This is a genomic window from Bacillus sp. FSL K6-6540, assembly GCF_038007545.1.
In genome coordinates this window covers 1,219,809-1,234,469 of record NZ_JBBOXH010000001.1, presented here as the reverse complement: position 1 = coordinate 1,234,469, position 14,661 = coordinate 1,219,809, and the positions used below count along the sequence as shown (strand labels likewise).

Annotated in this window: 7 protein-coding genes; all 7 read right to left on the bottom strand. The window is 42.7% G+C overall.

Annotated elements, in window-relative coordinates; all coding sequences use genetic code 11:
* Nucleotides 1-455: 455 nt before the first annotated feature.
* A complete protein-coding gene (locus tag MHH82_RS05300) occupies nt 456-1,367 on the bottom strand; it encodes a hypothetical protein (RefSeq protein ID WP_340964005.1) in 912 nt (303 codons plus the stop codon).
* Nucleotides 1,364-3,367, bottom strand: a complete 2,004-nt coding sequence (locus tag MHH82_RS05295) for a hypothetical protein (RefSeq protein ID WP_340964003.1) — start codon at nt 3,365-3,367, stop codon at nt 1,364-1,366. Before MHH82_RS05295 ends, MHH82_RS05300 begins: the two co-directional genes overlap by 4 nt.
* A 281-nt stretch (nt 3,368-3,648) precedes the next feature.
* Nucleotides 3,649-6,732, bottom strand: coding sequence for a metallophosphoesterase (locus tag MHH82_RS05290; protein ID WP_340964000.1), 3,084 nt, complete (start codon nt 6,730-6,732; stop codon nt 3,649-3,651).
* 641 nt (nt 6,733-7,373) lie between these two features.
* Complete coding sequence (locus MHH82_RS05285; RefSeq protein ID WP_340963998.1) at nt 7,374-9,455, bottom strand: alpha-glucuronidase family glycosyl hydrolase; 2,082 nt, start codon at nt 9,453-9,455, stop codon at nt 7,374-7,376.
* Between the two features lie 15 nt (nt 9,456-9,470).
* The gene (locus MHH82_RS05280; RefSeq protein WP_340963994.1) at nt 9,471-11,093 is read right to left on the bottom strand and encodes a response regulator transcription factor; all 1,623 of its coding nucleotides are present in this window, start codon (nt 11,091-11,093) and stop codon (nt 9,471-9,473) included.
* 306 nt (nt 11,094-11,399) lie between these two features.
* Nucleotides 11,400-12,725 carry an ABC transporter substrate-binding protein gene (locus MHH82_RS05275; protein ID WP_340963991.1) on the bottom strand — a complete coding sequence of 442 codons (1,326 nt, stop codon included), beginning with the start codon at nt 12,723-12,725 and terminating at the stop codon, nt 11,400-11,402.
* Between the two features lie 113 nt (nt 12,726-12,838).
* The gene (locus tag MHH82_RS05270; RefSeq protein WP_340963988.1) at nt 12,839-14,563 is read right to left on the bottom strand and encodes a sensor histidine kinase; all 1,725 of its coding nucleotides are present in this window, start codon (nt 14,561-14,563) and stop codon (nt 12,839-12,841) included.
* Between the last annotated feature and the right edge of the window lie 98 nt (nt 14,564-14,661).

Sequence of the window (14,661 nt, the reverse complement as noted above, 5' to 3'; positions counted from 1 at the left end):
GGAATGCTAGTTCTTTCCTTAACGAAACTACTCAGTCCCTGCCAGAATCCATGCTCTCTTTAAAGGAATCTCAATCTTAATATCCGCTTCCAGAGCATCATAATTTTCTAGTAACTAATGAATAATTGCTTTCTGATCCCATAGCCTTACATTAAAAAACTGCGATGCGATTTCTTTTTCTACTGAGCTTCTAAAACCACTTAAGAAACCAAAAAGCCATGACCAGCCTTAAAATTGTTAAGCATTCGGCCCAGTGGAGAAATCCGATATAAGAACCGAATTCATTCCGATATTCCCAGCTATTCGAGCTCCCATGAAGGTGAAGCACCAAATATGTAGGGATTCGACCGAGCTCATTCTTGAGATCCAGGAATGAACGGTGCAGGCGATCGCGATGTGGCAGTTTTTACGGCTTAATTCATCCAGTAGAAGCGGGGCGATTAGTTCTTATTGACTTATCCAAAGTACTTGGCCTTTAAATGTAAATACTGCGGTTGCGATAGCAGGGATTCTAACTCTTCTCTTTGAATCAGTATTTTTTTATAAGGGATAAAATAAGTTGTGTTCTTCATTAGATCACTGTTAAACCAGTCTTTAAAATCTTGTGTAATCTTCCGATTCGTTACGAGTAAATAGTAGTCGGGTTTATGCATGAGAACCTTAATCATTTCACTATATATTTCATCTATTCTCAAGGAGGTGTTTATATTTACGGAGTACTTACACTGAAGAATCCATTTCGTGGTTGCATTGGCCTTAGGGAGCCAAGCCGCCATGTCTATCTCAAATTCGCCATCCCTTCCTCGATCTACCCCAGGACCCGATCTTTCATAATTAACTAATCCTTTGAATGAAAGATGAATTATTTCATTTATGAGATCCTCAAAAGCATCTGACGGTTTTGTCCCCGAACAGCCCGCTGGGACGATAAGTTTTGACCAGTCAAACTCATATGGCGTATTAGAGAGCATCTCAAACTCATCTTTAGAAATAGGTCTTATACCAAGATCTTGAATAGTTACGACTGATTCTAAGTATCCCTTTTTATTCTCCCAGTTGAGGTCAGGTAATTCTAAGATTGCATATGTATCCTCATCCTCCGTTAATACAGAAACTTTATAGATTCCGTCATCAAGTTTATTTGTAATTTGTTTAAGAGCTAGGCGACACTCGTTTGCATCCTTTTTTAACCCCCCTTGAGCGGCCATCGCGTTTTGTAAATTATTTAAGAAACCAGCTTCACGACGTACAGTAAAGCTTCCATGCGCTAAAAGTTTCGTTCCGTCAGAATTATATATATAGCAACGCAAACCAATCAAATCTTCTAACATTTCAATCGTCACTGGCATTGGAGTCTGAGTGTTCACTGATCCTTTTCCCCCTCCCTAATCGGACGATCGCTCGGGTATACGAAGAGTAACCAGCTCACCAAGTCCAGTATTGTTCCTTTCCGTTTGTTATTCCCAAGATCAAAATTTAAGAATGTGGTCACAAATATATTTTTACAAAACACTTTAAACCTTTCTACGACACGTTCTTTTAATGCAGTTTTACCCGGGGTATCACTCAACATAAAAAACTCCAGGAAATCCTCATAAAGCCAAATCCTCATATTTCCAAATGTAACAGCTGTCCCCCTATAATTTACGCCCGCAATAAAAACCGAACATGCAGCAGCTAACTGTTTATGGTCCTGGCTATCAAAAAGACTAGTGATCACTGACTTTAGATACTTCATCTGTTCATTTACATCAAAGGATCTAAAAAAATTCTCGAAATTATTTACAGCTTCCAATAAATTATTTTTCCACTCCTGATTACTATTATGAAAACGAATCAAAACATCAATTAATTGAGGATCTATGTCGTCGATTGATTTAGGAATTAGCTGCCTCTTCTTATCTGCAGATCCGGTATGCATCACTTCTTTGTCATGATTATAGGCTACGAATCGATCACCGATTTCGAAGTGGTGATCATTATCCTGGGCTGAAAAAAAATATATTAGACTTAGACAACTTGTCAATTTTTCTGTTGCAAGGTGATATGATTTATAAATATCATTAGTAGCAGCGCGAACATTATGGATAAGTGCCCAAACATAATCATCCTGTTCATCTTCAGAACTCCTCACAAGAGTAGTCCTTTCACGCTTTTTTTGGAACGGAAGATTGTATTGCCACCCTTCAAAAAGTGCATCAGACATAAATTCAATATCGTGCATAATAAGTTGAGAAAAGCTATTGTCTGCTTTAAGATCTTTCACACGTAGACATACTGTAAAGTTAACAAACCGTAGCCATTCTACAGACATCCACTCAAAGAGATCCTTGATGTGCTCTGAGTGTATTTTTTTATATGCAGTACTTAAGATCTCCTCATGGTCTCCATGTTCCAGAATATCCCCCACAATAGCCTGATGAACAGTTTTAAAGAATTGTTTTTCAAAGTGTACATATTCATGATTCGGACTGACTATTTGTGATGCATATTCATAAAACTCCTTCAAGTAAGAGTTTGCCCATCTTCTCAGTACATCTTCACTTAACCCTTCCTTGATGAGGTTTTCTAAGCGTTGGCGGTAATGTGTCGCAACTTCTCCGAGCTCAACGGAGTTTCTGATTTTTTCGGAAACCTCTTCAACTATCTTATTTCCGTCTTCTAGTGTCCTCCCTATTCTTTGGTCGGAAGAAAAATAATGAATGAGTTCGTTTTCACACTCTTTAAAGATCTGTTGAATATACTCCTCTGTGGACTGACCTTTAGTACTGTAAAGCACCTGATCCAATAGAAGACCCTGGAATTTTTCCTTGAATTTATCCATTGATTTCTCAATGTATTCCATGGAGAACATTCGATCATTAATGCTGTGCAACAGATTACTTCGTAACCGATACAAAACAAAATACAGTGGTTTTTTTTCAATTTCAGGACAGAACTCAAGTAATGTCTCGAACCCAATTCCGAGACCATACAAATCAGTTTCGTCCCTCTTCTCCATAGCTAGGTACTCTTGGAATGTAACCGAGGGTATAATAGGTTCTGGCTTTTCCTCTAAATGATGCTGGGTCGGAACCATCAGCAGCTCATTAATTTTAAAGGTAAGGATGCAATCCAATAACTCCACAACAACTTGTGGGGGAAAAGATATTTGATCTAGTTCTTTCACTCCCTCGCAGTTTAAGTGGGTTTCAAGATAACGATGAATAAGATCAATATCCTTAGCTTCAGGAAAACCATCAAGATATTTCTTCCACAGCGAATACTCAGTACTATTGATTAAATGTGCGATTCGTTTTGCCAGAAATTCCTCTACAGGAGCTACAAAGATTGACCTGAATTCTAGCCGGAACTTTCGCTGGTACATAACACTCATCACCCCAAATGTTTATTCTGTCTCATGATTCTAATCTATAGAGGAGCACCTAGGAAACATGTCTGCTCTATTTATGTAATGTATAATTAACAGTCTCATCATTCTAAACATCCTTACGAGCCGAAACATGATCATCGATTCATGACATGAAAAGTAATAATGATAAAAATAGGGACGCGAAGTCCTTCGTGTCCCTATCTTGTCTCTAAAATCCTCAATCTTACGATCAGGGTAACCCCACCACTCAGAAATTGCTTCTAAAGATTTTAGTATTATTCAATTTTTTTGTGTTTATTTAGTAAATCGCTTCTTAGTAATCCCTGCTTAATACGTCCTTTAGCATGGGGATTTCTGGATTTCCGTTTTTCGCTTATTAATTCTGATAGTAAGTTCACTAATTGTTCTTGTTCAAGCTTAGGCATTGTGTAAAAAGTTTGGTAATATAATAACTTCGTCATAATTATTTCTTTGATAAGATTTGATCTAGTACTCTTATACAAGGTTTGGTATTTTCCAATATAACCTTCTAATCTTAAATCACCATATAAACCAGTGAGCACTAGTTTTTCAAAATCAGTTTCAACTTTATCGATTAACTTTGAGATTACCACTTTTAATTTTGGGGAACCTAAATCTTTTACTACTATTGTTTGCATTACAATAGGAATTCCTATTGTAATCATATAGAGTAGTTCGTCATCACTGTCTATTTCTTTACCCTCTTCGATATCCTTTAATGTAAATTCGTATAAAACCTTATATAGAAGCCCAATTAAAACACAATATTTTTCAACTGAAATTTTAAGCGCTTCTAATTTTAATTCTATTTCTACTAACTCACAATTTCTAAGAACATTTGAATAAAGCATTAAGTTGTATATAAAATGTTCCTTTATATAATTTTTCCTAGTTTTTTTATATGCTGATGAATCGTCAACAATTATATCATTATCCAGTATAACATCTTTTTCTTCTTCTGATAGTTTCATAGATTCAATCTTTTCAGAAACAGCATCATCATCTTTGAAATTGGCCAAAATTTCCCTAACGGGAAGATTTGATAATTTATCAATATCAACAATGTTATCTATTTCTTTAAATGAATCTAATAAGCGGTTCTCAACTAATTTCAAAATGTCGTAGCTTTTAGTTTTTTGGTTTAATCCAGTATAGTAAACAATTTCATTTGAAAAGCTTAGATAATTATCTTCATGAGTAATGAAATCAAATAGCTCTTTGTCTTCATTCATTTCTAATGCAATAAAGTATTCTAAAAAACAGGTAAATCTAAAATAAACAAATTCATTTACTGTGAGCAGGATGCCTTTATTAAAAAATGTTTGCCTTAAATCATGGTCAATCTCTAGTCCAATTTTGTTAAAGTAACTAACATACATTTCTTCAAACGCAGATTTCTCAATGTAATACTTATCTCCCTTTATCATTTCTTTTGCTAAAAATGTTAGAAAGTCAATCTTAATCTTAAAACCAATTGTCTCATATTTGGATTCGTCAGGATTTAGTTTCTCTAATAAGGTTTCAATAAAATTATCGATAACTGAAGCCTCGTTAACAGGGGTAAAATTGGCTTCTTTTTCGAGTATCCATAGCATCAATGAAACAAACATAGGGGTGCGAGGTAGACCAATTTTTTTAATACTTATCATTACATTTTCTAGTATTATATCATCATCAATTTTTTTGAATGAAAACCAATTTTTCACTAATTGTCTAATTTGCCCTCTTCTAAAAGAATTAATATAATGAATCGCATATTCAAACCCTAATTCAGGTAATTCTTTAACATTCATGGTTTGAAGTATATCTTCTTTCATTGTAAGAATAAAACGATTTAGTTTATACGTAGTAGCAAACTCTTGTAACTTCCTAAGATTTTTTTCATTCTTCAAGTTGAAATTGTCAACTAATAGAATACAGTTACCTTTCAAAAGATTCTCATTTACGTCAAAATCATTGATATCATAATTGATAAGAAAATTCGAAATTGCCTTTTGAAATACATTCTTTCCCTTTGGTACATCATTAAAATCAATAATGATTGGAATCTTTAAATTATCGTGTCTTTTTAAATAATAGTTACAAATATAATTTAATAGTGTTGTCTTCCCCATTTCTTTTTTACCTATAAACAATACATTATATTCTGCGTTAAGAACTCCATCTAATTCTATGTCTTTATCATCCATAATTTGTTCATTAGCCTTATGACTATTTTCGGGCCTAGATGTTAATATAGGGGGGACAAATATTTCATTGATGTCTTTAGGTGCCATCGAATCAGAGGCTACTGATAATAGTTTATTATTTATATCAGGAAAAGCCTTATCTTTTAAAATCTTCTTAATTTGAATGTTTTTTTTTAGAAGTGAGTTGTCCCGATTTTTCAATAACGGAAACACCAACTTTCCCTCTTCAGCTACTCTTTCTGCTTTACCAAAAACCCGTCGGCCCCCTTCAAAATATTCTCTAAATATAATTTCAAGTTCATTGGAGGAAAAATTCAACTTAATAATTGAATAACCATTATATGCCCTCCCTTGGAACAAAGAAGCGCATTTTAAGAAAACAGTATTATGATTATCAAATGCAATCCCCTTATAATTTTGTGTGTGGATGTGGCCTGTTAAAACCAAATTAAATCCAATTATTAATCTATCGTAAACCGATTCTCTATCAAACTCTTTAAGCCATTCTACTGGATGATGCACCATGGCAATTGTATAATCACAACCTTTTAAATCATCTATAGCATTATCAACCTGTCTCTCGCCTAGAAGAATTTTCCCGATGTCATCATCGCCACCAAAAGCCCCCCATGCCGAATTCAAGCAAGCTAGTCCAATCTTAAAACCATTTTGATTTAATATATATGTAGAAAATAAAGGGTTTTGTGTATGTAAGTAATTAGTTCCTTTATGGATATCATGAATAAAGTTATGGTATTTATCTAGCCTTACTAAGAGTTGTTTTTGGTTTTCTATCTTATCAATGAACGAATTTAATACATCCCTATTAGAAAACTTATCAGTTAAATTTCCATCAATAAACTCATTTATTACACTCCTATCAACTTCATGGTTACCAGGGACTATATAAAATTCATTTATTGTTAAACCTGTAGTTTCTAATAAAGGTTTAATAAATTCTTCTTCAGCTAATCTGTAACTTTCTAAATCATCTCCCCTGTTAATTAAATCCCCATTGAAAAAAATATAGTCAAATTTTAAATCTTGTTTTTGGATATCCTCTATTAATGCATTAAATACAATATTTATATCTCTAGCATATTTTTTGTCATAGTGCAAATCGGACAAATGCAGAATATTTTTTTCCATAATTTCCTCCTAAATATGTATTAAATAAAACACTGGAGACATACTGTTTTAACAAAACTAAAAATAGGGGTAATATTATATGAAACCTAGCGAAATTTTGAAAGAAATAATGGGTATGAAAGATAAAGCCCAAATAAAAAAAAAATTAAAAGAACTTTCTAGAAAGGTCAATGAAAATAAAAAAATAGATTAAAAACTATAATTTTTTTCATAATAGAAAACACTTCCTAGAATAATCGCCCCACTATAGATGGTAATTAGCTTGTGCCCTAATTCAATAATTTGGTAGATAGTTCTATGGTATCACATTTCCTAATGTTTGGTATGCAGAAATAAATAAAGCCGATCGAATGTAGGCCTCTGGACATTGGAGCGGATATTAATTCTGAAGTCGGTCTGGAAGCAAAGGAGACAGATCGTCGACAATGAGATCGAGGTCGGTAGTCTGCTTGTCACCCAATCGAAGAATACATAATAAGAATAAGGTCCGGCTCCCCGTCCTCAAGTTCCGTTACAAAGCCGCAAAAGTTCTGGCAGAACAATTTCGTGCCCTTGGTAAAATCTGCTCCCCACCCTCTCCTACACCCACAACAAAAAAGAACCCGAATTCCAACCAAGGTTGAAATTCAAGGTCCTTACCGCTACGAATAGATCACTCGATTATGCTCATCTTGGATACCCGATTTTCTATTAAAATACGTATTGATGACATCGCGCCATTCCTTCGCGCTTTCCAGCTGCTCCAGCATGCGCTGTTTAACATGCTGGAAGCGCTGCGGATCAAGCTTAGGCTTCAAGACATCCCAGCGTGCGAGCCACTGCTCCACCTGCTCGACTCCTGCAAAATGAGTGTCATAAATATGCTGAATAACCGTCTTGCCGGACTTTAACACATGGGTATACGGAACATGGTGGAAAAATAGCAGCAATTCATCCGGGCAAGTCTCCAATCGTTCATATATCGACGCATTGGCGCCAATATATTGGCTGGCGTACCCCGTTCCCGTCGCCTGCGTCCTGTCAACGCCGATCCCGTCGCGGTCCGCGAAATGATACGTTCCCCATGTGGAGTATTCGTAGCCGTCCACGTCAGGGCCATAGTGAACATGAGGCACGACCATCCAGCCCACGCCAAGCGGGGAGGTATAATTCTCGTAGACCGGCCACGATTCCATTAGCATGTCCACTACGGTCCTCGTCACATCCGGATCGGGTCCAAAGGTCATCCGGGTCCATTCCTCGCCGATTTCCTCCGCCGTCAGCTCCGGATTCCACAGCAAGCGGCCATAGCCGTAAAGATTGGACTGGGCAAGGTAGTGACCGGTCCAGTTGAAGTCATCCCCAATATTGGATACGGCTGTTATGCCGCTGTGCTGATATGGATACACTTGCCCGGCTACAATATCTTTCACCTTGCTGCCCTCACCTTGGCAGAGCGTATCGAATTCGAGCACCTCTTTCCATTGCGGAATCAAATAGCATATGTGCCTTTGCTGACCCGTGTACTCCTGCGTAATCTGGAATTCCAGCAGCTGATTCGTTCGCTCCATCGCTCCAAACAATGGCGATACCGGCTCTCTGACCTGAAAATCCATCGGACCGTTCTTGATCTGCAGGATCACATTGTCCTTGAATTTGCCGTCCAGCGGTTTGAAATGATCATAGGCAGCGCGGGCGCGGTCCGTCTGGCGATCCCGCCAATCCTGATGGCAATCGTACACGAAGCATCTCCATAAGACGAGTCCGCCGTAAGGCTCCAGCGCTTCTGCCAGCATATTGGCTCCATCCGCATGATGGCGTCCATAGGTAAACGGGCCGGGACGGTTCTCCGAGTCTGCCTTGACCAGAAATCCGCCAAAGTCAGGAATGGTTCGGTAAATATCGGCCGCTTTCTGTTTCCACCAATTCTGAACGGCCGGTTCTAACGGATCCGCTGTGGATGTATCCCCAAGCTCGATCGGTGCAGCAAAGTTCACGCTGAGATAGAGGCTGATGCCGTAATCGCGGAACACATCCGCTACGCGTGCCACATCCGGTAGCAATTGAGGCGTGATCAGCTTCGTCTCGGTCTGATGCACATTCACATTATTGATCGTGATTCCGTTAATCCCGACAGAAGCCAGCATTCTGGCGTACGCCCGGACACGAGTCAGATCGGAGACAATTGCATTGTCCTTATAAAATATCGATCGGCCCGCATATCCGCGCTCAATGGTTCCGTCCATATTGTCCCATTGATTCACCATGCGAAGCCGGTACTTCGGATGTTCGATCAGATCAAGCGCTTCGTTCGCTTGGCCCGTCTGCAGGAGACGCATAAAATGAAAGACCCCGTACAGAAGCCCCCTGTCCGATCCTCCCGCAATGAATATGTAATCCTGGTCTCCTCTTACGACGCGGCGTATAATGTAACCTTCATCTCCCACACGTCCGGCTTCCTCGGCTTCCGGCGAGCCGTCAAGCAAAGTCCTTTCGATACTCCCCAGCGTCCCTGCGACCAAGCAGCGGCCGGCATCCATCTCTTCACGTAGCAAAGGCTGCTCACCTGTCAGCAGAGCAATGCCTGTGGTCAACTCCTGAATCGCTGTACGAAATACTTGCGAAGAAACCGCCTGCGCGGTCACGATCTTGCCCAAATAGCTTTCCAGCGGCTTGATTGCCGCAGCATGCTTCAGCGAGCTCCCATCAACCTGCAACCATGCCGGATCATAACTGCTATTCATAATGCCTCCTCATGATCATTTCACGAGCTCCGTCGGGTTCATGCCCGTGAATTTCTTAAATACCGTGCTGAAATACGGAATGTTTTTATATCCGACCTGTTCTGCCACTTGGTACACCAATGCATTTTTCTCCATCAGCAGCTCCCGGGCCTTCTCGACCCGTACTCTGGTCAAATAATTGTTGAACGTTTCTCCCGTCAAATTCTTAAAAATCATCGACAAGTAGTTTCTCGAAATATATACCTTATCCGCCAGTCCCCCAAGCGTGAGATCCTCGGCATAGTGCTCGTGAATGTACTCGATCATAAAGTCGACAGCCTGGCGATGCTTTCCGTTCCCGCCCCATTCGCGACTGCCGAACACGAGCCCGATTTTGGTGATCAGCCATTCCGCAAGCTCGGATGGACGCTGCAGTTTCGCCATTTCGCGCGTAATGCTGTCATTCGGGAAGAAATCGTCAACGACGATCCCCGTCTCATAGAAAGCGAAGGCGATAATTCCCCACAGCTCCCCTGCCAGCATGCTGACATATGGTTTGGTGATGCCCCCTTGCTGTTCCAATCGCTTCATATAATCCCTGATGATCGTTTGTGCCTGATGTTCTTGCGAGGTTCGAATCGAACCGGCCAGCTCCAGGTAAAGCTTAACAGGACGCACGGGAGACTTGGCCTCCGCATTGCCCGGCTCCTGTGCACAGTAGAAATACAGCTCATACTCCGGAACCGCCGGCTGCGTATTCACATCGATCGCACGAAAGGCTTCTTCTGTCGAGATACCGATTTCCCTTATATTGCTCTTGCGATCACCGATGCCGATTCGGAGCTTCAGCTTCAAGTAGTTCTGCACACAGTCGATTAATCGGACACCCAGCTGCTCCAGCTGCTGCCGCACTCGCTCGGCAGACTCCGTTCGACCATGATGAATAATGACCACGGAGCGGTTGGTGTGGAGATCCGTATGGTCGAAGCGGGGGAATGCCGCCTGCGTAATTTCGCACACCATATTGCTGATTGCAAATCGAAGGAGGCTCCAGTCCGGCAAGCTTAGATTAGCTGCCCGTTGATCGTAGATGAGCTCGATGCCAACGACCGTATGATCGAAATCGGACCAATACCGATAAGGCTCCGGGATTTCCGTTTGGAGACCTGAGTGCAGCAGTGCGCCAGCTGCGGCCGATTTGACCCACTCCTTCTCGATGAAGGGCTCGTAAAGCTGCAGCTTCTGGAGCAGCTCATCCTGCTTCATGCGCTGCTCTTCCTGCTCCTCCAAATCGGATATGGCTTCATTTAAAACAGACTTCAGCGTCGGAAGGCTGATCGGCTTGGATAAGTAATCGCTCACGTTCAGGCGCAAGGCTTGACGGGCATACTCGAAGTCCGAGTAACCGCTCAGAATGATCACTTTTCCTGAATAGCCGGTGTTCTTCCGCAGCTGCTCGATCATATCCAGACCATTCATGACAGGCATATATAAATCGGTAATCACGATGTCGGGGCTGGCCGATTCAATCATTTCAAGCCCTTCTTCCCCGTTCAAAGCTTCTCCCGCCCACTCTGCATTCAGTTCATCCCAAGGGATGGCTTTTCGGATTCCCTGCAGCACGGCGCGGTCGTCATCAACGACTCCTATCTTCCACATCTGAAGATCCTCCTTCTTATTTGCAAAAAGGCAATGCTTTACCCTAACCGTAATACGTCATGCCCGATAGGCTATGAAACCGCTCAGGCATGACGTAAACCGGGAGTAGACCGGAACAATAAAGCTGAAATAATGATTTGGATGCGGGGGCAAGTACGTAAAATGTTCCTACGATCGCTGTTGCTCCCGGATTTTTGGATTTTATATTCAGCGGTAAAAATCCGGTCACAAAGGCGACCACTTCCGTTTCTTCGGAATCATTTTACTCCCTTGCTCGCATCGTGTTCTCATCTCATTTTATATGATCTATTCATATTCCTGGGCGGCCTTCTTCAACGATTCATAGGCCTTTTCCGGTGTTGTTCTGCCGAAGCTCAGCTCATCCCGGACGAGCGGGAAGTCTTTATCGATGAAGTTCACCCATCCTTCCGGCCCTGTCGTAAATATCTGTCCGTCCGGCGTCGTTGCGTCGATCAGCTTCATCCCAACCTTTTCGCCCTCCGGAAGATTCGGAATCAGCGACTCGGCGATCCTGGCATTGGCAGGCACACCACGAGCTGTTCCAAGAATAGCCCCTGCCTCCGGATCATTGATGAACCAGTCGATGAACTTTGCCGCTTCTTCCTTGTGCTTGGAATTAGGCGAAAGACTGAAGTACATGGACGGCTTCAGCCAGCCCCCTGCTTCCTCGGCCCGCGGCATCGTAACCAGATCGTACGCCCCTTCCTTCATGCTGTCCCATGTGGTGTAGTTATTGGAGAAGGAGTAGCGGAATAAGATTTTGCCGTTGACCAGCAGGTCTGCCGTCGGATCCATTTCCTTGTCGGATGCGTTCAAATCGGCTGGAGGTATAAGTCCGTCCTTGCGCAGCTGTTCAAACTTCTTGGTCCATTCCAGGAAAGTCGCTTCATCAATATTGAATTTGCCGTCTTCCGTAATCAAGGTACCTTTGCCCTTGGCATAGTGATAAGCGCTGAACATAAAGTAGTTGCCGGCATAATCCAGCGTGAAATATTGGCCTTCCGCCAGTTTAGGCTTTACCTCTTCCGCCAATGCGAAGAAATCATCCCATGTCCAGCCGTCATTCGGCATCGTCGCGCCCAGCTTCTCAAGAGCCGCCTTGTCGTAGATCATCCCAAAAGCAACCGATCCCAGCGGCACGCCATATTGCTTGCCGTCTCTCTGCCCAATCGGCAGCAGGCTCGGCGTCAATTCATCCAGTCTAACCTTGGTGTCGAGCTCTTCGAGCTGGTTGCGGGATGTCCAGTCCGAAACCCAGCCCGGGTCCATTTGGAAAATATCCGGCTCGTTATGCGCCGCTGCCTGCGTGGAGAGTTTATCCAGGTAACCGTCCATCCCGGAATATTCGGGCTCGAAGGTAACATGCGGATTTTTCTCCGTATATACCTCCAATGCCTTCAGTGTAGCTTCGTGACGCGGCTGTGAACCCCACCACATAATCCGCAGCTTGACATTTTCCGCCGCCGAACCGCTTTCGGCCTGTGTATTGTTCTTGGTTGAGGTTGTGCTTCCCGTGCTTGAGTTGGTGCTTCCGTTACCGCCGCATGCCGCTACCAGCAAGGAGAACACCATCCATAACGCGACAATCTGCAATCGCTTCCATTTGTTCATGCCGACTTCCCCCTAAAAACAATATATTGTGGTCAATATGTATCCTATCAATTCCGAGATGACTGGAGTATAAGAGAGATGCACAATTTATTATAAAATCGTCTGATTATGCTTTACCGCTGTGCTTCCTCAAGCCTTGGGAAGGTGATCGATACAACCACCCCTCCTTTCTCGCCATCCTTAACGATGATCTCATAATCATCGTTGAAGAACGCCGAGAAACGCTCTCTCACATTCCGGATCCCGTAACCTCCTTTGCGGCGATGGCTCCCTTTGTTCTGAGGAGCAAGCCCACTTCCGTCGTCGATAATCGTCATTCGGATCCGGCCGCCCTCTTCCTCAGCCTTAATTTGAATTCGGCCAGTTTGCCTTGAATTAAATCCATGAATGATTGAATTTTCGACGAAAGGCTGGAGCGTCATTTTGGGAATGAATAAATTGCGGATTTCCTGGGAGGCATGCACCTCGTATTCCAGACCGTCTTCCCACCGGATCTGCTGGATTTCCAAATAGCATGCGACGTGAGTCAGCTCTTCTTCAATCGTAATAAAGCTTTCTCCATGCGATAACCCGATGCGGAACATGCGGCCCATCAGCTCCAGAATGCGGCTCATCTTCTCCTGTCCCTCCGCAATCGCCATCCAGTTCAGCTGGTCCAAGGTGTTATATAGAAAATGCGGATTAATATTGGCTTGGAGCGCTTCGATTTCCGCCTTCCGCTGCTGCTCGTAACGCTGCGCAAGGGATGCGTACAAAGCCTGGATTCTCTCATTCAGTCTGCGAAACCCTGCAAACAGAATGCCGAATTCATTCGTGTAATCACCGGCCAGCTCAGCTTGCCTCCCACCGACATCGTAATTCTTCATGGCTCTCACTAACTGGGCGATCGGCTTCAACAATTGCCTGCTTAACCAGAGCGTTAACAAGAAAGCCAGCAATAGGGCTCCGATGCCGATGGTAATAATGGCTCCAGCCAGCTTGACGCTGCCTGACGTAATTCTCTCCCAAGGGGTAATCTCAACCAGCATCCAGTTGGAGTCGGCGACTTTGGAATAGACGACCAGAGACTCGACGCCATGCGGCTGTGTATGCAGCCGTGACACACCGGATTGGTCCGTGAACCGCAAATCCTGCTCCTGTAATCCGGCATCCCTCATTGATTTCCCGACGCTCAGCAGCTCCCTGCCGTTCAGATCCAGCAGCATCCGGTTCGAATCTTTAGAGTATCCTTCGAGAATCCCGCGGATCCAATCCGCTTTCACATGCACGACAAGAATACCCAAGTACCGGGAGTTGTTGTACACCTTGCGGGAAAAGCTGAGCACAGGCACGTTCCCATTATAGGTCGTTAAATCATGCTCCTCTGACCAGGAAAAGTCATTGTTCTGCAGCAAAGGATACCATGGCTTTGTCGCAGCCTCCGTTAATCCATGGAACTGAATATAGCTCTGCCGATCCCCCCACTCCGGCTGTTCCATATATAAATCGATGGCCTGAATTTGCGGAATCGAATAGGTTAGATGAGCCAGCGCTTCCTGTATGCCCTTGGACCTCCTGTAGTGGTTGAACTCATCTTCTTTTCCCGACAGAAACGTAAGTAAATCATTGTCCCTGGACGTGGTCAGCGATATCTGCTCGATCGACGTCAGACGGCCCGTAATTTCGTTGTTCAGCTCCTCAAGCAGTCTTTTTTGATAATACGACGTGTTTTCAGCCAATTCCCGCGAAGTCATGACATAACTGGTCCATACCGTGATCGCCAGCACAATCGTGATCAGCCCTGCAAAGCAAATAATAAACAGGGAATCGATCCGGTATCTTTTGAAGGGATTGATCATAATTCTCATCCTCCATGCTTTACATTCCTATCAGAAAAAAACATTGAAGCTGTGCGGCGTACCGCTGCCTCAATGTTTCCTCATTTTATAATATAACG

Coding starts and splice junctions, on each gene's coding strand:
- MHH82_RS05295 (WP_340964003.1), bottom strand. CDS start 3,367: ATGTACCAGCGAAAGTTCCGGCTAGAATTCAGGTCAATCTTTGTAGCT.
- MHH82_RS05290 (WP_340964000.1), bottom strand. CDS start 6,732: ATGGAAAAAAATATTCTGCATTTGTCCGATTTGCACTATGACAAAAAA.
- MHH82_RS05270 (WP_340963988.1), bottom strand. CDS start 14,563: ATGATCAATCCCTTCAAAAGATACCGGATCGATTCCCTGTTTATTATT.
- MHH82_RS05280 (WP_340963994.1), bottom strand. CDS start 11,093: ATGTGGAAGATAGGAGTCGTTGATGACGACCGCGCCGTGCTGCAGGGA.
- MHH82_RS05285 (WP_340963998.1), bottom strand. CDS start 9,455: ATGAATAGCAGTTATGATCCGGCATGGTTGCAGGTTGATGGGAGCTCG.
- MHH82_RS05275 (WP_340963991.1), bottom strand. CDS start 12,725: ATGAACAAATGGAAGCGATTGCAGATTGTCGCGTTATGGATGGTGTTC.